The organism is Photorhabdus sp. HUG-39 (assembly GCF_963878365.1).
GTDB classification, from domain to species: Bacteria; Pseudomonadota; Gammaproteobacteria; order Enterobacterales; family Enterobacteriaceae; genus Photorhabdus; species Photorhabdus kayaii.
In genome coordinates, this window is sequence record NZ_CAWNWY010000024.1 from 57,366 (window position 1) to 81,376 (window position 24,011).

General features: G+C 41.4%; 22 protein-coding genes, 1 tRNA gene, 3 pseudogenes and 1 CRISPR repeat array. Of the genes and pseudogenes, 16 read left to right on the forward strand and 10 right to left on the reverse strand.

Annotated features, from left to right (window positions below):
- Positions 1-164: 164 nt before the first annotated feature.
- Positions 165-332: a ribosome modulation factor gene (gene rmf, locus AAC155_RS15690; protein ID WP_112876661.1), complete on the forward strand. Its 168-nt coding sequence runs from the start codon at positions 165-167 to the stop codon at positions 330-332.
- Positions 333-797: 465 nt separating this feature from the next.
- Here rmf and AAC155_RS15695 read toward each other — a convergent pair whose 3' ends face one another.
- The 3 genes from AAC155_RS15695 to AAC155_RS15705 all read right to left on the reverse strand — a co-directional run bounded on the left by AAC155_RS15695 (position 798) and on the right by AAC155_RS15705 (position 4,018).
- Complete coding sequence (locus tag AAC155_RS15695; RefSeq protein WP_113043243.1) at positions 798-1,136, reverse strand: hypothetical protein; 339 nt, start codon at positions 1,134-1,136, stop codon at positions 798-800.
- 549 nt (positions 1,137-1,685) lie between these two features.
- A complete protein-coding gene (gene fabA / locus AAC155_RS15700; protein ID WP_113043244.1) occupies positions 1,686-2,204 on the reverse strand; it encodes a bifunctional 3-hydroxydecanoyl-ACP dehydratase/trans-2-decenoyl-ACP isomerase in 519 nt (172 codons plus the stop codon).
- Between the two features lie 83 nt (positions 2,205-2,287).
- Entirely contained in the window at positions 2,288-4,018 is a 1,731-nt protein-coding gene (locus tag AAC155_RS15705) for an AAA family ATPase (RefSeq protein WP_113043259.1), read from the reverse strand.
- Between the two features lie 206 nt (positions 4,019-4,224).
- Here AAC155_RS15705 and matP point away from each other — a divergent pair, with 206 nt between their 5' ends.
- Positions 4,225-4,680, forward strand: coding sequence for a macrodomain Ter protein MatP (gene matP, locus AAC155_RS15710; protein ID WP_113043245.1), 456 nt, complete (start codon positions 4,225-4,227; stop codon positions 4,678-4,680).
- A gap of 139 nt (positions 4,681-4,819) precedes the next feature.
- On the opposite strand, the gene ompA is transcribed toward matP, so the two are convergent.
- The 3 genes from ompA to AAC155_RS15725 form a co-directional block, all read right to left on the reverse strand.
- Positions 4,820-5,920: a porin OmpA gene (gene ompA, locus AAC155_RS15715; protein ID WP_113043246.1), complete on the reverse strand. Its 1,101-nt coding sequence runs from the start codon at positions 5,918-5,920 to the stop codon at positions 4,820-4,822.
- Between the two features lie 550 nt (positions 5,921-6,470).
- Positions 6,471-6,914, reverse strand: coding sequence for an SOS-induced cell division inhibitor SulA (sulA, locus tag AAC155_RS15720; RefSeq protein ID WP_113043247.1), 444 nt, complete (start codon positions 6,912-6,914; stop codon positions 6,471-6,473).
- A complete protein-coding gene (locus tag AAC155_RS15725; RefSeq protein WP_146748111.1) occupies positions 6,895-7,107 on the reverse strand; it encodes a hypothetical protein in 213 nt (70 codons plus the stop codon). The genes sulA and AAC155_RS15725 overlap by 20 nt, the downstream gene beginning before the upstream one ends.
- A 201-nt stretch (positions 7,108-7,308) precedes the next feature.
- Here AAC155_RS15725 and AAC155_RS15730 point away from each other — a divergent pair, with 201 nt between their 5' ends.
- Positions 7,309-7,911, forward strand: coding sequence for a TfoX/Sxy family DNA transformation protein (locus tag AAC155_RS15730; protein WP_113043248.1), 603 nt, complete (start codon positions 7,309-7,311; stop codon positions 7,909-7,911).
- Positions 7,912-7,976: 65 nt separating this feature from the next.
- Here the strand turns inward: AAC155_RS15730 and yccS are convergent, their stop codons facing one another.
- On the reverse strand, positions 7,977-10,112 hold the full coding sequence (gene yccS, locus AAC155_RS15735; RefSeq protein WP_113043249.1) for a YccS family putative transporter: 2,136 nt from the start codon (positions 10,110-10,112) through the stop codon (positions 7,977-7,979).
- On the opposite strand from yccS, the gene AAC155_RS15740 reads away from it, so the two are divergent.
- Together AAC155_RS15740 and helD are read left to right on the forward strand one after the other, a co-directional pair.
- Positions 10,022-10,324: a hypothetical protein gene (locus AAC155_RS15740; RefSeq protein ID WP_191214916.1), complete on the forward strand. Its 303-nt coding sequence runs from the start codon at positions 10,022-10,024 to the stop codon at positions 10,322-10,324. The two genes, yccS and AAC155_RS15740, sit on opposite strands and share 91 nt — an antisense overlap.
- 31 nt (positions 10,325-10,355) lie before the next feature.
- Positions 10,356-12,410, forward strand: coding sequence for a DNA helicase IV (gene helD, locus AAC155_RS15745; RefSeq protein WP_113043250.1), 2,055 nt, complete (start codon positions 10,356-10,358; stop codon positions 12,408-12,410).
- A gap of 123 nt (positions 12,411-12,533) precedes the next feature.
- Here the strand turns inward: helD and mgsA are convergent, their stop codons facing one another.
- Entirely contained in the window at positions 12,534-12,992 is a 459-nt protein-coding gene (mgsA, locus tag AAC155_RS15750) for a methylglyoxal synthase (RefSeq protein ID WP_113043251.1), read from the reverse strand.
- 123 nt (positions 12,993-13,115) lie between these two features.
- Between mgsA and AAC155_RS15755 the strand changes: the two genes are divergently transcribed.
- On the forward strand, positions 13,116-13,529 hold the full coding sequence (locus AAC155_RS15755; protein ID WP_113043252.1) for a CoA-binding protein: 414 nt from the start codon (positions 13,116-13,118) through the stop codon (positions 13,527-13,529).
- Between the two features lie 423 nt (positions 13,530-13,952).
- Positions 13,953-14,340: direct repeats of the CRISPR family, unit length 28 nt; unit sequence GTGCACTGCCGCACAGGCAGCTTAGAAA.
- 37 nt (positions 14,341-14,377) lie between these two features.
- Here the strand turns inward: AAC155_RS15755 and hspQ are convergent.
- Positions 14,378-14,698: a heat shock protein HspQ gene (gene hspQ, locus AAC155_RS15760; protein WP_011146062.1), complete on the reverse strand. Its 321-nt coding sequence runs from the start codon at positions 14,696-14,698 to the stop codon at positions 14,378-14,380.
- 221 nt (positions 14,699-14,919) lie between these two features.
- Here hspQ and yccX point away from each other — a divergent pair, with 221 nt between their 5' ends.
- Positions 14,920-15,198 (forward strand): acylphosphatase, encoded by a 279-nt coding sequence (yccX, locus tag AAC155_RS15765; RefSeq protein ID WP_113043253.1) that lies wholly within the window; start codon positions 14,920-14,922, stop codon positions 15,196-15,198.
- Positions 15,199-15,211: 13 nt separating this feature from the next.
- On the opposite strand, the gene tusE is transcribed toward yccX, so the two are convergent.
- Positions 15,212-15,541 (reverse strand): sulfurtransferase TusE, encoded by a 330-nt coding sequence (gene tusE, locus AAC155_RS15770; protein WP_036783230.1) that lies wholly within the window; start codon positions 15,539-15,541, stop codon positions 15,212-15,214.
- A gap of 184 nt (positions 15,542-15,725) precedes the next feature.
- Here tusE and AAC155_RS15775 point away from each other — a divergent pair.
- The 9 genes and pseudogenes from AAC155_RS15775 (at position 15,726) to AAC155_RS15815 (ending at position 23,918) form a co-directional block, all read left to right on the forward strand.
- Positions 15,726-15,813 (forward strand) — tRNA-Ser (locus AAC155_RS15775).
- 167 nt (positions 15,814-15,980) lie between these two features.
- Positions 15,981-16,506 (forward strand): annotated as a pseudogene (locus AAC155_RS15780) (tyrosine-type recombinase/integrase); the annotation flags it as partial.
- Positions 16,493-16,868: pseudogene (locus tag AAC155_RS15785) on the forward strand (primase-like DNA-binding domain-containing protein); the annotation flags it as partial. The pseudogenes AAC155_RS15780 and AAC155_RS15785, both read left to right, overlap by 14 nt.
- Before the next feature lie 615 nt (positions 16,869-17,483).
- Positions 17,484-18,509 (forward strand): AAA family ATPase, encoded by a 1,026-nt coding sequence (locus AAC155_RS15790; protein ID WP_229015576.1) that lies wholly within the window; start codon positions 17,484-17,486, stop codon positions 18,507-18,509.
- A 3-nt stretch (positions 18,510-18,512) separates the two neighbouring features.
- Entirely contained in the window at positions 18,513-20,903 is a 2,391-nt protein-coding gene (locus AAC155_RS15795) for a S8 family peptidase (protein WP_113043254.1), read from the forward strand.
- Positions 20,904-21,281: 378 nt separating this feature from the next.
- Positions 21,282-22,232: an IS1595 family transposase gene (locus tag AAC155_RS15800; protein WP_113043261.1), complete on the forward strand. Its 951-nt coding sequence runs from the start codon at positions 21,282-21,284 to the stop codon at positions 22,230-22,232.
- A gap of 5 nt (positions 22,233-22,237) precedes the next feature.
- Positions 22,238-22,375 (forward strand): annotated as a pseudogene (locus AAC155_RS15805) (helix-turn-helix domain-containing protein); the annotation flags it as partial.
- Between the two features lie 193 nt (positions 22,376-22,568).
- Complete coding sequence (locus AAC155_RS15810) at positions 22,569-23,600, forward strand: IS630 family transposase (RefSeq protein ID WP_113043256.1); 1,032 nt, start codon at positions 22,569-22,571, stop codon at positions 23,598-23,600.
- Between the two features lie 198 nt (positions 23,601-23,798).
- On the forward strand, positions 23,799-23,918 hold the full coding sequence (locus AAC155_RS15815) for a tail fiber assembly protein (RefSeq protein WP_229015578.1): 120 nt from the start codon (positions 23,799-23,801) through the stop codon (positions 23,916-23,918).
- The last annotated feature ends 93 nt before the right edge of the window (positions 23,919-24,011 follow it).

A 24,011-nucleotide genomic window follows, 5' to 3' on the forward strand; every position in this document is an offset into this window, starting at 1 on the left:
TTAATACGTTATTGTTTTTTTTGTACTGATATAACAAATATTACATTAATATGAATTTCTTGACTTGATTTTCAAAATTTATAGGGGTATTTCTAAATTGTGGTTGGATAAATGGTGACCACTGTTTTCTTTCTACTGATCTAGCTTATGAGGTAAATAAAAGCATGAAGAGACAGAAACGAGATCGTTTAGCACGAGCATTATCGAGAGGGTACCATGCAGGTATTTTGGGGCGTCCAAGGGAGCATTGTCCCTATTATTCATTAGATGCCCGTTCTCATTGGTTAGGAGGATGGCGTCAGGCGATGGAAGACAGGTCGATGATGGCTTAGTCTGCCAAACTGATGGTATAGGTTAGGTGAGAAAAACCTCCATTCCTTATCAACGTGATATATATCCCAAATTTAATCTGACAGTGACTGATTGTTTATACAGATATCTGTCAGATTGAATCCTGTGAGTTTTCTCTGTCCAGATTTCCCTTTGGTTGTGACTAAAGTAAAAATGCCCGTGCTGTGTAAATAAGTTTTTTCTAGCGTCAATGGCTTACCAACTATTTGTTAAATTATTAAAGCATCGTGTGATGAAACCTTTGATGTATCGCATGTAATAAATCGGTAAGCATTAGCAATGTCAGGATTACAATTCTTTCATGTTGTTGTGCTGTTATTTGAGAATTCGGTAACATGTGAATGACTGGCCGCTAGGTGACATATCCTATTTAACCTATTCAACATGACGACTGAAATTGCGGCCATTAAGTAATCTACTTGGTAAATACGAGAGAAGATTGTAATTCAATAATTGCAGTCAGATGGGTTTGTTAAACATTTATGATGTAATTCAACCCAAAAGAGACGGCTATATTCTTCAATCCCATCGACTGATATGGTTATAGATTCATGGCTTGTATAGGCTGTTTGAAGCAATGATAATAGCGTCGATCCGCCATTAATCGTGCATACCCACCTAAATCCTTGGATACGGGTAGGAGTCGCTATTTTTCCATAGCAATCCCCATTTGTGTTAGGTGCTTTTAGCATTTCGACGGTACCGTCAATCCTATCGAGTTTTGCAATGGCAGTTGGTGTAAGAGTCAATGCTATGATTGTGAGCAGTATTTTTCTGATGTTCATATAATATTACCTCGGTGTGTTTGTTAATATTAATCATAAATCTTAATTATTATTAATGTTTTACCTGTCATCAGTATGCTTTGGGGAGCTTGTTTGATATATCAGGTCAATTTGATCATAGCACAATTTGCCAATTGTATACTGATTGGTCAGCGACAATTGGGTGTTTGTCATGCAGATATTCAGGTGTGGATTTGTGTTATTTCTAGTCGAGGTAGGTCAAAGTTAGAACTTGATTTGATTTTTTTCTGTATATACTCAATGGATTTCAAGATGGATCGCGACGGCAAGGGAGCGAATCCCCGGGAGCATAGAGAACGATGTGACCGGGGTGAGTGAGTGCAGCCAACAAAGAGGCAACTTGAAAGATGACGGGTATAGATATTGAATCTTATACTCTGAGATATAACCGGAATTACCTTTGAGGGAGAAAAAATAGCACCAAGTATTTTTTTAAGATATTGGTTACTTGGTGGTGTGCTTTTAGTGAAAAAAGGTGAAAAGCAATTAGCCAGTCACCTTCCTTTTCGATATGTTACTGATTATTGATTAGAAAGCGCTGGTATCTTTAAACAAGCCTACTTTCAAATCCGTTGCCGTATAGATGATTTTTCCATCTACTAACACTTCACCATCAGCCAGTCCCATAATCAATTTACGGTTAATGACACGTTTAAAGTTGATACGGTAGGTGACTTTTTTAGCCGTTGGTAATACTTGGCCGGTGAACTTAACTTCGCCAACGCCAAGGGCACGGCCTTTACCTTCACCACCTAACCAGCCAAGGAAGAATCCAACCAATTGCCACATGGCATCAAGGCCAAGGCAGCCGGGCATTACCGGGTCATCAATAAAATGGCAGTCGAAAAACCATAAATCAGGGGTAATATCCAGCTCGGCTTCTATGTAACCTTTATCGTAGGTACCGCCGTTTTCTGTCATTTCAATGATGCGATCCATCATTAGCATATTACCAGATGGTAATGGCGGCCCATTTTCTCCGAACAGCTCACTGCGTCCAGATGCGATAAGATCTTCTTTTGTGTAGGATTTACGTTTATCAACCATATTATCAGATAGCCTTATATTTAATGTAGGGTAAATAATAGAGTACACTTGTACGCTGAACAACTCCGATCAGACATTGTGAATTAACCCAACCAGCGAAGAAACCACGGGAATTTAGGTCGTTCCTGATTATTCGCCTGTGTTATACGTTCTTGTATCATAGCTAACAAGTGTGTTTCTTGTTGATCATAATAAGGGATACCTGTCAATAAAGGCAGCGCTTCAGAAACATGTTTTACTGACCATAAATGAAATTTTTGCGCTTTTACCGCATCTACAATGGCTTGATTAAGACATAAATGATGGATGTTCGCTGCGGGTAGGATGACTCCCTGTTGACCAGTTAGCCCTCTGCGGTGGCATACTTCAAAGAAACCTTCGATTTTTTCGTTAATACCACCGATGGGTTGAACATAACCAAATTGATCTACTGCACCTGTGACGGCCAGTTGTTGATCAATGGGTTGCAGGGAAAGAGCACTTATCAATGCGCATAATTCGGCAAGAGAAGCGCTGTCGCCGTCAACTTCACCATAGGACTGTTCAAATACAATAGATGCAGAGAAAGGTTGTGGTTGATCCAATTTTAGCTCGGAAATTAAAAATGCTTGCATAATCATCATGCCTTTCGCATGGATATTGCCACCTAACTCAACTTTGCGTTCAACATCAACAAATTCCCCATCTCCCATATGGGCCACGCAAGTGATACGGGATGGCTCTCCTACTGGATCAGGATGGCCGGGATACTCTAGCACAGATAATCCATTAATTTGGCCAATGACCATGCCTTGGGTGCGGATAAGAATCTGGCCTTTGTGAATTTCCTCTAAACTACGTTCAGGCAGATAATTGTGACGCCAGCGGCGATTTTCCTCTGCTTGTTTAATTGATTGAGCTGTAATCTGATTTTCTTGCTGATAGAGTGCCGCAGTAGTCAGTTGCCGTTGTAGCCAGAGAATATCTAAAGGCAGGAGGTGTTGATCTTCTACATGGCGGATTGCTTGTTGGACAAGCTCAGGCCAAGCATTGTGACTCAATGGAGGTAATTGCCATTGTTGAATGAGTCCATTGATATAATCGCACCACAGGCTTAAATCCTGCTCATTATGAAATGGCATATCCAGCTCAAATTCGCCATATAGAGCGCTTTTTGTTAATTCAGGTTCTGTAGCCTGAAACTCTTCAAGGCTTAGACGATCTCCAACCAGGATCAGACGTAGCTTTAATGGCATAGAAGGGATAGGTAATGGTAACGGTTTGTTGCTATCCGGAGACAACCATTCAAAGCGTTGCTGAATAATCATCTGTTTCAGGCGAACCCACATTAAGGGCTGAGACAGTAGGGTACGTAACGGTAGAATAAGTACACCGCCATTTACCTGATGAATCAGACCGGGTTGTAAGTGAATTTCTCCGTTGTGAGAATGGAAGCAGCCAAATAGTTGCTCTGCTTCTATCCATTCACGATAGGCGACGCGTAACTCAGGTGTGAAATGGCCTGCTGTTGATGGTTGCCAGCTAATTTTCTGTTGCTGTATGTGATAATTGCCACCAATTTGGGGAAGCTCTTTCGTGAGTAATGGACGGATAGACTCAGCTAATGCTGACAAATAAATATCACATTCTTCGGCTTTCAATAGCATAAAAGGCTGGCGGGAATCCATCCGGCAAAAAAGCTGTAAACCACTATGTAGCCGTGATTGAACGGCTTCCATACTGGCAGACGCCTGTTGGGAAGCAGAATGAAAAAGCGCATCATAAGGAACGCAATTCGGCAGTAATGCCTGCCAGTCTAGTTTGTTAGTGGTCAAAGTGATCGCTGTATGTTGTAAAGTAGGAAAGCGTCGATTATACAAGATTAAGATATAAACCAACATGCTTGAATGTTTGCTATTGCAGACACTTTATGTAAAAAATAATTTTTTCAAAAAACAGATATTAATCAGTTTGGCTATAAGCAATTTACTAAAATAGTTGTTATGCTTATTTTTAGTTACGCTGTCACTGAGAAAGTAAGATGAAATATCAACAACTGGAAAATTTGGAATGTGGCTGGAAGTGGGCTTATCTGATGAAAAAACATCAAGAAGGCGAGCCAATTACTAGATATATTGAAAACAGTGCAGCTCATGCAGCCGTTGATAAACTCATTGAACTTGAGAGTGAACCGGTAAGGGTACTGAAATGGATTGAGCAGCATATGAATCCTGATTTATCCAACCGGATGAAACAAACTATCCGCGCTCGGCGTAAACGGCATTTTAATGCGGAACATCAACATACTCGCAAGAAATCCATCGACTTAGATTTTCCTGTGTGGCATCGCTTATCTGCACTTTCTCAACGACGGGGTAATACACTGTCTGAAACTATTATCCAGTTAATTGAAGATGCTGAGCGGGAAGAAAAGTATGCCAATCAGATGTCCAGCTTGAAACACGACTTGGAAGCTATTCTGGGTAAGAAAGAGTAATTTCAGTTGTGATAGGCTGGTATCGCAACAAGCTCTTTTAATAAGTTTGATATAAAATTTCACTATCGGTAAAAGAAAACCCCATTTGACAATGGGGCTTTCTGAGCTTTCGATGATTAATTATAACCAAGAAAGGCTATTATTGAGCAGATTGTGCTTGAGTAACAACCTCTTTAGTACCTTGAATTTCGATCTCTACACGACGATCTGGCGCCAGGCAGTTGATTAGGTTAGGTTTGCGAACCTTATCACAAGTAGAACCAGTGATAGGGTTTGCTTTACCGTGACCTTCCGCGCTGATGCTGCCGGCAGGGATACCTTTAGATACCAGATAGTCAACTACGCTTTGAGCGCGTTTCTGAGACAGTTTCTGATTGTAAACATCTTTACCGATACGGTCAGTGTAGCCTAAAACCAGTACTTTGCCCTGATTTGGGTCGATATTTGCTAACTCAGTATAGAGTTGATCCAGATTGTGCTTACCTTCGGCTTTCAGCTCAGAACTTGCAAATTCGAACAGCACATCAGAACGCAGGGTAAAACGTTTATTTTCAACAACGGGGGTTGGAGCTGGTGTTGGAGCAACAATCGGAGCTGGAGCAACAATTGGGGCTGCTGCTTCATCTTGGCCGAAGCGGTAAGAAACACCTACGCTCAACAGACCGTTATCAGGACGTGCACCTACTGAACCTGCATCCCCGATATTGTTAACCCACTGGTAATCCAGACGAGTAGCCCAGTCTTTAGTTATCGCATACTCAACACCGATAGCTGCCAGTGGAGAAACACCGGTGTCATGATTTTTCAGATGAGTATTGGTTGCGCTGTAAGTTGCTTTGGAATCTGCCCGCCAAACCATACCACCCAGGCGAGTATAGATATCCAAGTCATCCATAATTGGATAGCTCAGTTTGGTTGCCATTTGGAAACCGTGGGCTTTGAAGGCACCATTATTGACGCTGCCTTTGTAAGGCATACGACCTAGCCAGTCGTAACCTATTTCAAAACCTAGGTACGGATTGGCTTGATAACCTAAGAAAGCACCCGCACCCAATTGGTTTTTGTGAGTAGGGCCATTACCGATTGCACTGGTATAATCGTTACCGTAGAAATTCACGTCATGGTATTGGGACCAACCCAACTTACCACCGGTATACCAAGTGTTGTCTTTTGGAGCTGCTTGCGTTGCAGTTGTGAAAGCGGCCACTGCCACTGCTACCGCGATAGCTATCTTTTTCATTTTAACGCCTCGTTATTATCATCACCCAATAGGCAATTGGCTTTGGGAGCCTTTTTACTTACTGCCTACCCCATTAGGCTATTTCATTTGCCATTCTTTGTAATAAAAGTGAACACTGAGTTGTGTTCAAATTCTTCGGTACCGTTATTGTGTGTACGCTTTGAATTTTACGCATTTCCGTGTTCACTATTTATCCATAAGAATGGCCTGCACTAATTTAATATCTACTAAGATAGGCTGTTGAGCCATATTGATTAAAAAACTCAGTTAGGAATACTGCACTTTCATAAAACCGATGGACTAAAACAATACAAGGGTACTAAGTGCAGTAACCTTTAATGGTGTAAAGTCTACAACGAAGTTAAAAAGTTACAAGTGCCCCTTGATTAATAGAGTAAAAAATTTAAAAGATAATGCATGATTTCAAAAAAACTTTACTATTCTTTACAACTAATCTTACCTTAATTAATTGATTTTAATTGTGATCAGGGGTTCTTGGTCTGAATTGGTTATTTTGTGTTATGAATATTGCGATAATGCTTGGTTTTAGTCAATGGTAGTGAATGGAGTGGATTTTTAGTAAATTTGATCGCGATTCAGCATGGTTGGTTTCTTTACTTACATCTTGTGGGCGCATAATAAAGCCCAGAGCATTACCTTTTTGTGCCGCCGCCTGTAATCTTACGGTATCTTTTTCCGATAACTTTGGTAGCCAGCCAAGTACCACGCTGTAATTACCACTCGCCAATGCTCTTTCCATTGCCTCTACCGTTGTAATGGAGCTAATGCGATTTAATTGGATAATCTTATCTAAAGGTAATCCAGAGTTAATTAACCATTGGCGGCTCAGTTTTTTATGTGGACTAACCCATAGCAACCAGCGGGCTTCATTTCCTGATTGGCGTAACAAAGGTAGCAATATACGATTAATGACCGCTTGGCTATCGCTATATTGGTTATCACTATAAATCAATTCACTCACTATACCCGTCATCTTTCAAGTTGCCTCTTTGTTGGCTGCTCTCACTCACCCCGGTCACATCGTTATCTATGCTCCCGGGGATTCGCTCCCTTGCCGCCGCGATGCATCTTGAAATCCATAGGGTATAGAAGGGTAAACCCAGGGTGATTGAATGCCCATAATGAACCTCGCCACAATTAACTGTATTAATATACAGTATCTTCATACCAAGCTAAGATCAAGTCTATTTTTTCAAAGAGCTTCGCAAATATTGACTGTAAATGGCTGTAAACTCATTTAACCATTGGCAGATAAAATTGGATTGCGTATGTTTTTAATTGCTTGTTCCTGTTATTTATTTTACTAGTAATTGGGACAAATCTATGGATAAGAGATTTATTTGCACAAAACTCATGGAGTGATCTGTATGTTTTTGTCTGAGGTACGTTTTACTCAACTCAAAAATGGTTTTTCTTCGTTTGGGGCATTGACAAGGAAGCCACAGTTTGGTGGTTACAGCCTGTTAGCTGATGGGATTATGTTCGCTATTATTGCTGATGGAGAATTATATTTAAGGGGAAATGGCCATGCTGAAGTATTATTTAAAGCCAGAGGAATGAAAAACTATATTTACTCGAAAAAAGGAGTGCCTGTAACTTTGCGTTATTATCAAGTTGTTGAGTCACTTTGGCAAGATCAAGAGTTGTTATCTCAATATGCGTATTTGGCTTATCATTACTCATTTATTGAAATGGTGGGTAAAAAGAAGATGCCAGAGCGTTTGAAGGATTTACCTAATCTTGGAATGTCTTTGGAACGTCAGTTATGGAAAGTCGGAATATGTAAAGTTGAAGATTTGCGGTTGTTAGGTGCGAAAGCCAGTTATTTAAAATTGCATCAATATAAAAGAAATTCTAATGTTAGTTTATTGCTTGCTTTGGCTGGTGCAATTGAAGGATGTCATTCAGCCGTTTTACCGGTACAGATTCGTAATGATTTATTACGCTGGCACAAGGAATTGGCTTGTTAGATCTTTATCGTGAACAGCTAAAGAAAGGGGCAGTCAACTGCCCCAGTATGTCAATCTGGTTATATTTAATTAATTTTTTTAATGATACTGGCGATTTTAGGTAGCAATGCTATTAATAAACTGATTTGTTGCAATACCAGTTGTTCTTTACTATTTCTTTCTGCCGGCGCTTGCTCAATTCTTTTCACTATGTTGACAGGTATTTGCTTAATTCTATCATCGTCTATTAATATCGATTTTAATGCTGTATCGACATAACAAACAGCATCATTAAGAATATCCAAAATAGCTTTATTATCCAATTTATCTCGATGTGCTCCCAGCGCAGAGATGTAACTTAGCATGGTGTGATTTAGGCACAATAGCTGGAATGCTTTTTCTTGAGAAGTCTGGTCACTTTTCGGCTCGGCAGACATGTTTGAAATAACGGATACCAGTTCTGCATCACTATTATGGGCATCACGGCGGGCAATTCGATAGGTCAATCCATTATCTTTTCCCTGATAATATTGAACTAAAATGGCATCAAGGTAGCGACAGTTGGTATTCATCGTCCGGTTTATCACTTGTGATAACTGGCGGAATTTCCAGTCTGGCCAAATGAAATTTACGGCTAACCAGGCGCTACCACAACCGATTAATGTGTCAATAATTCTTGGTAATGCGACTTCAAAGCCTTCATCTAATAAATTGAAGCATAATAATACCAGTAATGTGATAAACAGGGTTGCATGTGCATATTGGGTGTTACGGAAGACGAAGAACAATACACCAGAAATGACAATTAACACCAGTTGCCCCTCAATAGATGGCACAAAGTAAAGGATTGGTAAGCCAATCAATACCCCGGCAACGGTTCCTATTATTCTCAGTATCAAACGGCGGTGAGTAGCGCTGTAGTTGGGTTGGCAAACGAATAGACTAGTTAGTAAAATCCAATACCCATGTTGTAAATCCAACAACTGGATCATGGTGTAGCCACTACATAGCAGAACAGACATACGGATTGCATGGCGGAACAGGGCTGATTTTGGGGTTAGATGGCGGTCGAGTCTTAGACAAATATCACGCCAGCCAGTTAAAGTTTCGTCAGATAGTTGAGTCTCATCTTCTCTGTCTTTGGAAAGATTATATCGTCCAGAACTCATGCTTGCTAATTGTGCATCAATCGCGCGCAGGTTTTTCAGCAAATTATATAAGGCGGTAATCTTGAGGTTATGTTTCTGTTGCTTACTGAGTTGTTGTAGGGAACTTTCCAAATAGTTAAATGCACGTTCAATACGTGGATTGTGCTGGTATGGTTTATGCCAAAGTATCGATTGAGCAATCTGTTCACATACATGGGCTTGTATAGAGAGAAGACGTTGAAAACGGAACAGAATATCGCTGTAACGGAAAATATGTAGTAGGCTCTGATATTGCACATGAGATGAACTTGCCCGTTCGTGAATATCTTGTGCAACAAAGTAATAATGCAGAGTGTGGTGAGTTCCGCGTTGGCGGCTATCGCCTTTCAGACGGGTCAGTAGGGAGGTTTTGGCTTGATTTAGCGTGTTAACTAAGACACTGTTTGCCATTGCCACATTAATGACGGATTGCTGATATCCTTCTTCTATTATATCGGGATCAAACAGATTAGCTTTAGCGTCAAGGTAAACTGCGAGTTGTTGGTAACAACGTGCTAGATTGTCTTGTAATGGGCGAATAGGGAACAGTAAATGGCCCGTTAGAGTTAGCAGGTTATACCAGATTGCACCTGTCAGCAGTAATAGGGGTTGTTGATACCATAGTGGGAAAATAGACGAGCCAAGCATGGTATAAATTGCGATCAGCAACGCACCAAATGCAATAGTGGCATAACGTTGTCCGAGGGCTCCCAGTAAGATAAAACTGCAAGTGGATAACGCCAGTCCAATGGTAAAAAGCCAGGGATAAGGGAACAGTAATTCAATAGAGGCTGAAGCGATAAAGAAAGAAATCAGCGTGATCACTAGATTACGTAAACGTCCAGTTAGACGATCATCAAGATCAGCGAGTGCTGCGGCAACAACGCCCAAGGTCAATGAGATAGTTATTTTAGGCTCTTTATTCAGAAGCCAAGGCACTAGTGTTGTTCCAGCCAAGGCGATTAGGATACGGTTATAGTAGAGAAAATGACTGTTATAAAGAAAACGGCGCAGACCGGAGAAAACAGTTAGCACAAGATACCTCTGAGGTAATAATAACGGCCATAAATAACTATACCCTACGGATTTCAAGATGCATCGCGACGGCAAGGGAGCGAATCCCTGGGAGCATAGGTAACTATGTGACCGGGGTGAGTGAGTGCCGCCAACAAAGAGGCGACTTGAAAGATAACGGGTATATTATGATAAAAGGTTTATTGGTGATAAAAAACTCTTATAAGACATAATTCAACTATTTTTTAGGTGCGGCGCTCGATAATGGAACTTAAAGCAACACAAATTGGCCAACGCCTTGCTCAGCATCCTTATAATCGGGTGCGCTTGCTGAATGCGGGTATTGAAGTCAGTGGTGAAAAGCATCAATACCTGATCCCATTTAACCAGTTAATTAATATTCAGTGTAAACGGGGTATCATCTGGGGTGAGTTAGAGTTTGAGCTATCCGATGGAAAAGCGGTTCGCCTTCATGGTACTGAATGGCAGCAAACTCAGCGTTTTTACCATTATCTGCTTGGTGAATGGCAGAAATGGAGTCAGGAAATGAGTGATATTAGTGCTAATGTACTGACAGCTCAGGTTAGTGAAATCAACAGAATTGGACAACAGAATCGCTGGTTGAAAAAAGCTGATTTGTTCCAATTACAACAACAAATTCAAGCAACATTTCAGGCTTTACCGTTGCCATTACAACGTCTGGAACAATTTGATCATTGCCGGGATGAGTATCAAATTTGTTTGCGTTGGCTTGAGAATGGCGAAAAGTGCGTTGAAAAAATCAATCTGCAATGGACAGAACGTATGTTGGAGCAACACCGTGACTTTTTTCAGCGGGTAGAAACATCTCCTTTAAACCGTTCTCAGAGTCTGGCTGTTATTAATGGTGAAAATTCAGTTCTGGTTCTTGCTGGCGCGGGTAGTGGAAAAACATCGGTGTTAGTAGCGAGAGCGGGTTGGTTATTACTTCTCCAACAGGCGATTCCCGAACAGATATTATTGTTAGCCTTTAGTCATCAAGCCGTAAATGAGATGAATGAAAGGATTCAGACGCGTCTTGGTGTGAATGAGATTAAAGTAAAAACGTTTCATACTTTGGCGTTGCATATCATTCAGCAAGGGAGTAATAAAGCGCCAAAAATCAGCGTGTTGGAAACAGATGGACAAAAAAGAAAAGATTTTCTGATTAAACACTGGCAACAACAATGCAGCGAGAAGAAAGCACAGGCCAAAGGTTGGCGGGAATGGCTGACAGAGGAGTTGAAATGGGAAGTGCCGGAAGGTGAATTTTGGCACGATAAACAGCTTGTTAACCGTTTGTCAGATCGGCTTGAGCGTTGGTTGGGGTTGATGCGTATACATGGTGGTAGTCAGAAAGCAATGATAGAGCAAGTTCAGGAAGAGTACCTGGATCGGTTTCAAAAATGTATTCGCCTGATGGGGCCTTTATTAAAAGTGTGGAAATCTGAATTGAAAACAGAAGGTGCTGTTGATTACTCAGGGTTAATCCATCAGGCTGTAAATATTCTGGATAAAGGGCGGTTTATCAGCCCGTGGAAGCATATTCTGGTCGATGAGCTTCAGGATATTTCACCATTAGGGGCCAAATTGCTCACTGCAATGCGAACCCAAAATAGCCAAAGCTGTCTGTTTGCCGTAGGGGATGACTGGCAGGCAATTTATCGTTTCAGTGGCGCGGAGCTGATGTTGACTACCGCATTTGCTAATTATTTTGGCAAAGGTGCTGAATGTGTACTGGATATCTCTTATCGGTTTAATGATAGGATTGGTGAGATTGCTAACGCGTTTGTGCAACAAAATCCGAATCAGTTAAGGAAGTCACTAAATGGTTTGACTAAAGGTAATAAAAAATCAATTGTTATCTTGCCAGAAGACCAGCTTGAACCTTTATTGAATAAAATGAGTGGCTATGTCACTGAGCAGGAAACGATTTTATTGCTGGCGCGTTATCACTATTTGAAACCTGAATTACTGAAAAAAGCAGCAACTCGCTGGCCTAAATTGAAAATAGAGTTTATGACTATCCATGCATCCAAAGGACAACAAGCGGATTATGTGATTATTCTTGGTCTGCATCAGGGGCAAGATGGTTTTCCTGCACCAGCAAGAGAATCTGTGATGGAGTGGGTTTTATTGCCACAGCCAGAAGATTTTTCGGATGCGGAGGAGCGTCGCCTTTTGTATGTTGCATTAACACGGGCGAAGAAGCAGGTATGGTTGATGCAAGACAAGAAGAATCCATCGGTGTTTGTACGTCAGTTAGAGCAGTTAAGTGTGCCTGTTCAACGTAAACCTTGAGATTTTGCGTTGGCTGAAATATTCAGTGCCATCATGGGATACCTTTTCTGGAAATCCCACTCTGTTTTTTCTAAGGATCTGACGTGGAGAGAGCACGTAGTTACAGGTATATATTATAAAGACTTATTTCAGACGTTCATTCAGGTAATGTTGATAATCAGGCACTTGAATATCTACTGAGTCAGAAAATAGAGGAGAACTAACAATAAAATCCGCAGACGCTAGATTAGTTGCAACAGGGATATTCCATACTGTAGCAAGGCGTAGAAGTGCTTTTACATCAGGATCATGAGGCACGGAATTAAGTGGATCCCAGAAAAATATCAACACATCAATTTTCCCTTTTGAGATTAGAGAACCAATTTGTTGATCTCCACCCATTGGACCACTAAGCATATTGGTAACAGATAATCCGGTTTCGTTCTGAATCAGATTACCGGTTGTGCCGGTAGCGTATAAATGGTGTTTCTTGAGTAAACTTTTATGTTTTTTGGACCAGGCTAGCAGCGAAGTTTTACAGTGGTCATGTGCAATAAGCGCTATATTTTTATAGGGAGACAGCGTACGGGTTGTTAATTCCATGCAGATACCTTTGATAATCGTTATTGTGTTTTCGATCGTAGTGAGTTCAATTGATAACAACGTTTATCATATACATTGCAATAAATAAACAAAGTAAAAATATCGTATTTTAAGGAGTAAAAAATGAGTGATCAGCAAATTGCGGACATACTGAAACGAGTAAAAACTATCGCGTTGGTAGGTGCGAGTGAAAAAACTGCTCGTCCAAGTTATAAAGTTATGGCTTATTTACTGGAACAAGGCTATCAGGTGATTCCTGTCAGCCCGAAGCTTGCCGGACAAACACTGCTTGGGCAACGAGTGTATGCACAATTGGCAGATATTCCACAGGCTGTTGATATGGTTGATGTATTCCGTAATGCTGACGCTGCATATGACATTGCGCAAGAAGCTATAGATATCAAAGCAAAAGTGCTCTGGTTGCAACTTGGTGTTATTAATGAGCAAGCAAAAATATTGGCAGAGGAAGCAGGTCTGGATGTTGTTATGGATCGCTGCCCAAAAATTGAAATTCTAAGATTGGGACTCGAAAAATAATATTTGTCAGCTTGTAATTATTTGGTTTCTAATTAGTGGATGAAGGGCGCCAGGCACCAATATCTAATGCAAACTTAAGGAGTTGGGTGAGAAGTGGTATCCGGGTTCCAAGTGTTCAAATAATGTTTGAGCTGGATATTAAGTTTACTTTTCTAGACATCTTATAAAATCTATTTTTACAGTTATTACAATATATTAAGGCAAGTTTAGTTGCTCTTATGGCTGCTAAATTTTGTCAGAATCTACACTTTTATTGCTATAAGATATGGTGCTTTTGTTGTGCCTCAGTTTTGACCCTTTTTTATCATCAAAAAATAACCTATTGATTTAAAATCAAAATAAAATATCTCCTGAAAAAAGGGTTTTTTCATTTTTTATCACTATATTCTTTAACTGTCAGCAACTTAAAGTTAATATGTAACAGTGCACTGCCGCACAGGCAGCTTAGAAAATTAAAAGCGGCGTTCATGCCTACGCTGAACAGTGCACTGCCGCACAGGCAGCTTAGAAATGATCCAGCCAGGAACTGTTGGGTTGAATTTCGTGCACTGCCGCACAGGCAGCTTAGAAATATGTTCCGCAGCATTTTTCGCTTCATCTTCTGTGCACTGCCGCACAGGCAGCTTAGAAAGTCTATCCAATCTGTATTATTAAAATCCAGACGTGCACTGCCGCACAGGCAGCTTAGAAATATGCGGCAAAGGTTCATTACCTAAGTAAGGAGTGCACTGCCGCACAGGCAGCTTAGAAAATGATGCTGAAGATATCTGCCGGGCAGCTGGTGTGCACTGCCGCACAGGCAGCTTAAAACACGATAACTGCCTAGGTTGTTTGGTATAAATAGAGGATTAATTGCGCAGTCTTGGGGCCAGTAGTTGATGGCGGATGGATTCTGCTAGCTCATCGAGAGAAGGTTGCTCTGGATGTTCATCGGATGTTTCATAGGCTAATTGTGCTTCGGCCAGATAAGTATGTACAGGTTGACCATTGTCGTCTTCCATCACAACGTGATACCAGGGAGCGGAACGCAGGGTAGCATTGGATGCAATGTCATCCTCTTGGGGTTGTTCCAGCGAGTATTCCACATCAATATCCACGATGACTCCCAAATAACCCAGAAGTTTGTGGCGTACTTGTTGGCCGATACCGAATTTGCTGGCGATAATCATAGTCACCTCCAAAGAAGTCTTGTATTGACATTGATATAAGGGCAGTAAGGTGAATTACAAGAGCCGTACCCGTTGGTTGAAGTCTTTTTTTTGCTTTAATTGCGAGTGTGACTCCATCTATTTCAGGTTAGCTGTAGTAAATATAAAACACAACCAACAGTCGTATGCTTAACTATATATGTGAGCGATACCGCAAGGTGATTGGGTTGACAGGGGTAATTATGATTAAATATGGGATAACAATTTGTGTTTATGGACGGGTTCAGGGAGTTGGATTTCGCTATCAAACTTTTCGTTGGGCGAAATTTAATAAGCTGACAGGTTATGTCTGTAATTTGCATGACGGTAGTGTCAAAATCGTAGCTTATGGTGACAGTGAGCAACTAAATAAATTAACCCATTGGTTAGAGCAGGGTGGTCCACCGGGAGCACGAATAGATAATTTTTCATCTCAACCCTGCGCAGTGGAGGATGTTGTAGATTTTAGTGTCCGCCACTGAGCTAGTTTATTAATTAGATACATTTTACCGGTTTCGGCAGCCCGGCAATTTTAGTTGCCTGCTTTGCTGGCCCTTTGGGAAACAGACGGTAAAGATAGCGGCTGTTGCCTTTTTCTTCGCCATACTTTTGTGCGATTGCTTTTACTAACATACGGATAGCCGGGGATGTATTAAACTCCTTATAAAATTCCCGGATAAAACGAATGACTTCCCAATGCTGTTCAGTCAAAGTGATTTCTTCCTGTTCGGCGAGGAGTAAAGCAATTGCTTCCTGCCAGTCACTACTGTTTTTCAGATAACCTTGCGCATCGGTTTCGATTTCTTGACCTTCGAATACCAGCATAATCATTAATAACCATTAAAGAAAAGTAGCCGTAATTTAGCAAAAATCACTTCCATACCCAAGGATGGTATGCACATGTGCGGATAAAATAAGCCAACAACCATGAAAAAGGGTAAATTTACGGCAATCGAACAGAAGGATACTTTACATCTGTCTCGGTGCTGTTTATAGTGCACGCCATTGCGGAGGGGTGGCCGAGCGGCTTAAGGCAGCGGTCTTGAAAACCGCCGATGGGAAACCATCCGAGAGTTCGAATCTCTCCTCCTCCGCCACTTCTACTTCTCATCACGTCTTATAAATTCTACTTTTCCAATAAAATCAAAGAAAGATCCTTGGCAATCTCCATTATTGTTTACTGGCATCTATTCAATGTACCCCCATAGCTGTGAGGTGCAAGGATGCCAGAAATATGAAACTAACAGCTCGATAAGTTGAAACAATAAAACCTCAAGATAAAGATTTTAAGCTATCGGATGGCGGTGGCTTGTATCTGTTGGTAAAGACAACAGGTTCTAAATACTGGCGACTGAAATACCGCACGCATTGTAGGAAAAGAAAAATTACTCGCTCTTGGCACTTTTCCGCTTATCTCTCTGGCAGAGGCCAGAAGAAAACGTAATGAAGCCAAGAAACTGATAACCGAAGGTATTGATCCCAACCAAGATAAAAAACAGAAGAAACTTGTGGCTCAGGGAGAAATCAGTAACACCTTTGAAAGTATTACGCGTGAATGGTGCGAGGGAAGAAAATACAGATGGCCTGTTGGTTATCGTGAAGATATGATGGACGCTTTCGAAAAAGATGTTTTCCCTTATATTGGTCATCGCCCGATTGCTGAAATAAAACCCCTCGAATTATTAGACCTCCTTTCTATTATGGAAAAGAGAGGCTTTACCGATAAATTAAAGAAAGTCCGCCAACGCTGTGGTGAAGTTTGGACATATGCAATTATTACTGGCAGGGCAGCAGAAATCTGCGGAGGCGCTGGATATCAAACGCGGTACAGATCCACTGGTCGATTTTTGCGGTTATCTTAGCTTCCCATGAAGCTGATGGTCTGTTAATCGGCAATGCGGAGATTGTGCCGTTCAACCCTCGTAAGTATCTTTATCACACCTATCTTGCTTATATGAAAGGCAATAACCTGAACAAGCCTGTTTCTGTGACTCGCTTTGGCATGGATATGCTGGGCGCACTGGCAGAGTACAGCCAGCAATACTTACGCAAGAAAAGCAAACAGGGCATTCGTAGCAATCTGAGCCTGAATCTTGATACCGCTATCGAATGGATGCCGAAACTGACAAGGAATAGCCAGCCAGAAGAATAATTTTTTTCTGATGACAGACATTTTTCAAAGAAATATAAAAAAGTGTTCACCACTACAGTTCACCTTTTTTCTGATTGGAGGTGAACGGTTGGGTGAAGAGTAGTGAAGAGTTTAATTCCAACTCATTACCCTTTAACCGAATGAATTTAAATAGAATTATTCAAAGGTGAACAGTTTTATCCATAATTCTTTAATAGGGGGGTAGGTAAAAATGTTTTCTCTGGAAGGTGATCTTTCAGATCTTCGAGTTGCCGGGTTAATGTATTAGCCCGGTAACTCGGAGAAGACAAGCGTAGCGCGTCAGTGTGGGGTTGAACTATTACATCTAAATCATTGGAAATTACCTTTAGCCTGATTCTGGACAAAAGTGAGCTAGTTGTAGCAATTTGATTACCAAATAAGGCTCGATCTGACGCTATTGATGATCTAAATGAAACCTAACCAAATAGGTGGCTTTGTGCCAGGTGTGGACATTATTCATATTAATCTACGGGGGAGAACGTCACAAATATAGGGCGTTTCGAGAGTTCTTTCTAAAAAAACGAAAAAAGTATAACAATTCAAAAAATCTAGATAAAGCTAACTTCTTATAAGGCCGTGGCGATGCTAAACTGAATGCAAGATTTTATGCACGTTGATTTGTTAGGGAAAAAAATGGCAAACGGTAAGGTTCTCAGACAGCTTATAAAAGCTGGGGCGACAGGTGATGTCGTGGCCTTCCGTCGTGTTTCGGAAGTGATCATTGAGGAAGAACGGCAAAAACAGCATCATCTTCTTGCGAATGATCTTGAACATATCCTTTATGGAGATCACGTCGTACAGACCTCCCGTGTGCCTGCTGTTCCCCAGATACCTGTTGATAAAGAGAGATGCCTCCCATTACTGGATATTAAACAGCCAAGCCGTTCTCTGAATGAAATCGTACTACCTAAATCAAGTTCAGATGCGATCGAAGAGATTCTTGAAGAAAATCGCAGAGCTGATGTGCTACGCAGCTATGGAATGAAAGCTGTTAGTAAAGTAATCTTTTTTGGTCCTCCGGGATGTGGTAAAACTCTGGCAGCAGAAGTAGTTGCTTGTGAGTTGGATATGCCCTTGGCAATCGTCAGGCTTGATACTCTTGTTTCTTCTTATCTTGGTGAGACAGCTGCTAACCTGCGCCAAATATTTGATTTTATCTCTCAGTATCCAATGGTTGTACTTTTCGATGAGTTTGATGCTATTGGTAAAGAACGAGGGGATAGTGGGGATCATGGCGAATTAAGACGGGTCGTGAATGCAGTTCTACAGATGATGGATGCATATCAGGGGAAAAGCTTGATTCTTGCGGCAACGAACCATGAGCATATTCTGGATAGCGCTATTTGGAGGCGGTTTGACGATGCAATCGAATTCCAATTGCCCGACAAGCATCAATTATTAGAGTTGATGAAGCTAAAACTTCGTGGCATACGTCGCCAGTTTGAGCTTGAAGATGATGCCGTTCTCTCACTATTTATTGGAAAAAGTGGTGCCGATTTAGAACGGATTGTAAGACGTGCAATCAAAAGAATGATTTTACGTAGCCAAGAGTTTTTAACTCTGAAAGACCTTAAGAATGCACTCTTGCGGGAAAATGTAGATAAAACTCGTCAGGGATAATAAATGACGGAACAATATAAACATCTTAGTATCGCGAAAGAATCTCTTCAGAACCCTAGGCGCACACGTCAGTTTAGCATTCCTACAACATCACGTGCCGATTTGCGTCTGCATGGAAGCATGTTGTCTGAGCAATTACGGGGTATTACGCAATTAGCTACCCCGCAAATTCCAGGAAAAGATAAAGATGGCCGGTACATGCTTAAATTACAATATACTGGGATGTTAGATATTGCTCATCTGGACAGGCATGGTATCGAGTTCGTTAGCCAAGAAGACAAAACGATCTGTATTGCTTTTGCTGATGAACGCGGAATTGCCCTCTTTGAGGAGCATCTGTCACAATTGGGACATGGGCATATTACCTACCAGCAGATCCTAACAGCATTAGACAGTGTTGATATTTGGTCTAGTGAGGATCGCAAAAGCTGGTCAGTCAGGCATTATGGTTTTCCTGAATTAGAATCATTCGGTCTAGATGTTGAACTTTGGCCGATAGAAACCACACGACATCCTTCACGAGAACGGATCTGCGAAGAATTTGAAAACTGGCTTCAGGAAAATATGATTCACCGTTTGGATCGAATTAATCTTGATAGCTTGTTGATGTATCGGGTTCGAGTAAATTGCGAGCAAGCTGAAAAACTACTAACCCATCGTGATGTCCGTATGGTTGATCTGCCTCCTTCAAGCGGTATTTCTTACGAAAAACTGAACAAAGATATCAACATTATTCCTGCAAACATCCCTTCTCCACCTCCTGACGCTGTAAAGATTTGTATCCTTGATAGTGGAATTAATACAGCACACCCATTATTGCGTAGTGCAATAGCTGAAAGCGAAAGCTTTGTGGTTAATGAGGACGAGTTTGACCATTGCGGACATGGTACTGCTGTTGCAGGTATTGCGCTATATGGTGATGTTGAAGCCTGTGATGCCAGTAATTTCTGGCAGCCGTTAGTGTGGTTATATAATGGAAAAATCCTTAATTCTGATGGGGAATTTGATACTTCTACGATCGAAACAACCTTGACTCGGGCAGTAGAATATTTCGTAGATTTAGGATGTCGTATATTTAACTTATCACTTGGTAACGCGAATGCACCATATGATGGTAAGCATATCAGAGGAATTGCTTATGTTCTTGATGTGTTGGTTCGTCGTCATAACATCCTGTTCGTTGTTTCTGCAGGTAACTTTAATGGAAGTAGTGATCCTGAGGTTCCAGAGGAAAGTTGGCGTGCTGAATACCCCAGTTACTTAATCCATAACAGTTCCATTATCATCGATCCAGCCCCTGCACTCAATGTTCTCACGATAGGAAGTTATGCTAAGCACAATGCAACATTTGATGCTCAACGTAGGGCGAATGAAATTAGTCATTTAAGTCCAGCGGGAGAATTTCAACCCTCGCCATTCACACGCCACGGGCCGTCAGTGAAAGGAGCTTTTAAACCGGAAATAGTAGCCCATGGTGGAAATTTCGCTGCACCCATGCGTAATAACGGAGGTCAATGGCGACCATATGCCAGAGGGCTTGGCGTTCTAAGTTGTCACCATCAATTCCAAGGAAGCACACTTTTCTCTGAACAAAGTGGAACTAGTTTTTCTGCACCGTATATAACGTATCTTGCTGGACGTTTACTAAATGAATATCCAGATATGTCAGCCAATATGTTGCGAGCGATGCTGGTCAATCATGCAGTATTGACTCCTCAGATGGAAAATACATTTTCTAGAGAAGTTGTTGAGTGTTATAAAGCAGAGTTAGCAACTCGAAACCGTAGCATTATTCGGGATATTGTTGGATATGGAGTAGTCGAGGAAGACGGTTTATACCGTTCATCAGAAGAAGTAGTTGTTATGATGTGTGAAGAACAAATTGTAAATAATACACATCAATTTTTTGAGCTTCCATTACCCGCTTCCTTTTTAAGAACTCAACGGGCAGTGCGAGAACTGCACATTACTTTAGCTTATTCACCAGCCGTCAGAACGACTAGGCTGGATTATGCGGCTACGCAAATATCCTATAGACTCGTAAAAGGAACATCGTTACAGGATGTCCAGCAGTATTTTAATCATGATGTACAGGATGGCATAAAATCCAGGAATGAAGATGCGACAAGTAACCGTTCTGTTACTGCACAACAACGTGACCACGGTACAGTGCAATCATCTAGTTGGGTATTTAAGCGTCGCTCTCCTAATGAAAAGTGGTTTGTAGTTGTAACCAGAAATGATCGTGAGTGGGGGGCTCCACTCAATAATCAACACGAATCATATGCTTTAGTTGTTACTGCAACGGATAGAGAAAACGCAGAGGCTAATCTTTACACCGAAATTGAGGCCCGAATTCGTGAACAGGAACGTTCTAGAGCACGAGTAAGCTAAATTGAATCCATCTCAGCTAATTTAGACATTTCAGCATGAATGGTTTCTCAGGTATTCGCCCGAAACTGATCAAGGTCTTTCGTATGGGTAGCTCAGTGCCAAATATAGTCATTCACACCCTGAATGACGATTTTAGGGCAACTAATTCGGTTTATCTATTAATGAAGTATTTTCAAAAATATAACTTACTAATAAATAGAAGTAATATTCTATTGCAAGCACTAGTAAGTGAGTGTAGGTTGTATGTGCGCTTGAGATGATTATTGAAATAGATAGTAAAATATTATGGAGATGTCTACATTAACTTTCCTGATTACCACTTAAATTCAGCTCCCATAGGCGTATACTTAAAATAAGTCTGCGTGGAGGTAAATGAAAATGGCTAAAAATCAGATTCAATTCCAAAAAGGCATTTCTATTCATGAGTTTATTTCATTATATGGTCATGAAGAACAATGCCAGAAACAGGTGTTCGATATGCGCTGGCCTACGGGGTATCACTGCCCTCATTGTGGGCATGATAAGTATTGCCAGTTAAAATCTCGTCTCCTTTATCAGTGCAATCAATGCCATCATCAGACATCTTTGACGGCCGGCACATTGTTTTCTGCGTCAAAATTACCTTTAACTGTGTGGTTTTTGGCGATTTATCTCATGACTCAGGAAAAAAATGGGATTTCTGCACTTGAAATGTCACGTCAACTGGGCATTTCCTACAACGCTGCATGGCGTATGAAACACAAGCTAATGAAAGCGATGAAAGAACGGGATGACGAAAAGCCTCTCGGCGGGTTTATTCAGCTTGACGACGTCTACTGGGGAGGGGCTCAGCATGGTCCCCGAGGGCGAGGGGCAAAAGGGAAATGCCCTTTCGTTGCGGCGGTTTCAATGAATGAAAAGGGCCACTCTATGTTCATGCGTTTCAGCGTTGTGAAAGGGTTTAAGACCGAGGAACTTACTCGTTGGGCTAAAGTGCATCTTAAACCAAAATCCCTTGTTATTTCAGATGGATTAGCTTGCTTTCGGGGGATTGAGCAAGCCGGGACTGGGACTTTCCATTTGCCCCTCGTCACCGGCGGTGGAGCGCAGAGTGTTAAGCTTCCTTATTTTCAGTGGGTTAACACAATGATTAGTCATGTAAAAAATTCGATACGCGGAACATATCATTCGATTAGCAAAAAGTATTTACCTCGTTATCTTGCCGAATTCTGTTTCAGGTTCAATTGGCGCTTTAACCTTAAAAAAACATTCGAACAGCTTATTTATTCATGTATCCGGGCAGCACCTATACCTGAGTATTTACTCAAGCTAGCTGAGATTCGATGGTAATCAGGTTATCAAATGCACTCAGTAGGCAGTGGATAATTGCGGATTATCTCGGTATACATCCTTCTGAAATTTGGCCTAGCCGTTACTTCGATATGTATGACCGATTAATTGAGCGTAGGGTTCGCGATAAACCACAGGAATAATCCGCTTTAATTTGTGATCTAATTCGTAAAAATGATAAATGTTTATATGAAGCCTTGAGCGTGAAATGGCAGTCAAGTTTGACCATTTTCAAATCTCATGGCTTTTTTGCTTTAACACGATGATTAAACAGTTATATACCAGTGCTCAATGAAGATGCTTGATTTTCTCTGAAATAAGGATCATCCTAACAGTATGACTATTTATCTCAGCGAAGAGCAAAAGCAACAACTCATCAACCTGCATCGGACGTGCAGGGATCGTCATATCTGTGATCGCATACGATGTGTTTTGCTCTCTGCTGATGGATGGTCTCCCGAGATGATCGCCCGTTCGCAACTTATCCACGAAACCACTGTCCGACGTCACCTCAATGACTGGCTTAATGAAGCTAAGCTGAAACCCGAAAATGGCGGCTCTCAGAGCTATCTCAGCGAAACACAGACTCAGGCACTTATCGCTTATCTGACCGCCAATCTTCTGCCCACCACACAGGCGGTTATCCGTCTTGTCGAAGAGTGGTGGAATATCCGTTACACCGTTCCCGGCATGAATAAATGGCTGCACCACAATGGCTTCAGCTATAAAAAACCGACCGGCGTGCCCCACAAGTTCAATGCGGAACAGCAACGGGTTTTTATGGAAGCCTACGGGAAACTGAAGCAGGAAGCCGGAGACCATGAGCCCATCCTGTTCATTGATGGCGTCCATCCCACGCAGGGGACGAAACTCGCTTATGGCTGGATGCGCAAAGGTCAGAAAACCGCGGTGAAAACCACGGGAAGCCGTACCCGTCTGAACCTGATGGGCGCCCTGAATCTGGCCGATATCAGTAAAACGGTGGTGCGCGAATATGACCGTATCGACAGTTATCACATCGCCGAGTTCTTCATTGCCATCCGTGAGACCTATCCGATCAGTCAGAAGGTTCATATTATCCTTGACGGAGCCGGTTACCACCGAAGCAGGCTGGTGAAAGACTGGGCTTATGTAATGAATATTGATCTTCATTACTTGCCGCCATACAGCCCGAATCTGAGCCCGATAGAAAGGCTGTGGAAGGTGATGAATGAACAGGTCAGGAATAACCCTTATTTCGCCTCGACAGCCTTGTTCAGGCAGGCAATACATCGTTTTTTGACGGAAATATTACCGGAACTTGCCGGGAACCTGTCGTGCCGTATTAATGACAACTTCCAGGTTCTGAATCCTGCATCTTCAAGTTAAGCGGGTATAAATCTAATTTCCACGTAAAATCTACTAGGTTTGATGTAGCAAAGTAATGTGGGGGTATTATTGGGTGTATGTAACTTTTTTAATAAAATTAATTTATTAAATATTAATATGCCAGTATTGCGCTCCCTCCCAAGCAAATGAAACACTCTCATTGCTACAAAACTCTGTTGATTTAGAAGTTGTCGCGGAATAGAGAAAGCCTCTCTACTCGAATGGAAAAGATACCGGCTATTACTGATTCGCGTTGACGTTCTGCAAGCGTCTGATGTTCAGAGGGGAACCTCTAAAAACTCTCAATACAAAAAATAAGATCAATTTTGCACTCACCAATAAATGACCTTATTGTGTATGACTTTTTCTTGCTTTTTCAGGGGAAAAAATAAACTCATCGCTTTTTCATCA

Bases quoted from the DNA above. Each gene is read 5' to 3' on its own strand.
- hspQ (WP_011146062.1), bottom strand. From the start codon at position 14,698: ATGATTATCGCCAGCAAATTCGGTATCGGCCAACAAGTACGCCACAAA.
- fabA (WP_113043244.1), bottom strand. From the start codon at position 2,204: ATGGTTGATAAACGTAAATCCTACACAAAAGAAGATCTTATCGCATCT.
- AAC155_RS15810 (WP_113043256.1), top strand. From the start codon at position 22,569: ATGACTATTTATCTCAGCGAAGAGCAAAAGCAACAACTCATCAACCTG.
- AAC155_RS15725 (WP_146748111.1), bottom strand. From the start codon at position 7,107: ATGAAGATACTGTATATTAATACAGTTAATTGTGGCGAGGTTCATTAT.
- AAC155_RS15800 (WP_113043261.1), top strand. From the start codon at position 21,282: ATGGCTAAAAATCAGATTCAATTCCAAAAAGGCATTTCTATTCATGAG.
- AAC155_RS15790 (WP_229015576.1), top strand. From the start codon at position 17,484: ATGCAAGATTTTATGCACGTTGATTTGTTAGGGAAAAAAATGGCAAAC.
- helD (WP_113043250.1), top strand. From the start codon at position 10,356: ATGGAACTTAAAGCAACACAAATTGGCCAACGCCTTGCTCAGCATCCT.
- AAC155_RS15795 (WP_113043254.1), top strand. From the start codon at position 18,513: ATGACGGAACAATATAAACATCTTAGTATCGCGAAAGAATCTCTTCAG.
- tusE (WP_036783230.1), bottom strand. From the start codon at position 15,541: ATGCTGGTATTCGAAGGTCAAGAAATCGAAACCGATGCGCAAGGTTAT.
- AAC155_RS15695 (WP_113043243.1), bottom strand. From the start codon at position 1,136: ATGAACATCAGAAAAATACTGCTCACAATCATAGCATTGACTCTTACA.
- sulA (WP_113043247.1), bottom strand. From the start codon at position 6,914: ATGACGGGTATAGTGAGTGAATTGATTTATAGTGATAACCAATATAGC.
- AAC155_RS15755 (WP_113043252.1), top strand. From the start codon at position 13,116: ATGAGTGATCAGCAAATTGCGGACATACTGAAACGAGTAAAAACTATC.
- AAC155_RS15730 (WP_113043248.1), top strand. From the start codon at position 7,309: ATGTTTTTGTCTGAGGTACGTTTTACTCAACTCAAAAATGGTTTTTCT.
- matP (WP_113043245.1), top strand. From the start codon at position 4,225: ATGAAATATCAACAACTGGAAAATTTGGAATGTGGCTGGAAGTGGGCT.
- rmf (WP_112876661.1), top strand. From the start codon at position 165: ATGAAGAGACAGAAACGAGATCGTTTAGCACGAGCATTATCGAGAGGG.
- yccX (WP_113043253.1), top strand. From the start codon at position 14,920: ATGATTAAATATGGGATAACAATTTGTGTTTATGGACGGGTTCAGGGA.
- ompA (WP_113043246.1), bottom strand. From the start codon at position 5,920: ATGAAAAAGATAGCTATCGCGGTAGCAGTGGCAGTGGCCGCTTTCACA.
- mgsA (WP_113043251.1), bottom strand. From the start codon at position 12,992: ATGGAATTAACAACCCGTACGCTGTCTCCCTATAAAAATATAGCGCTT.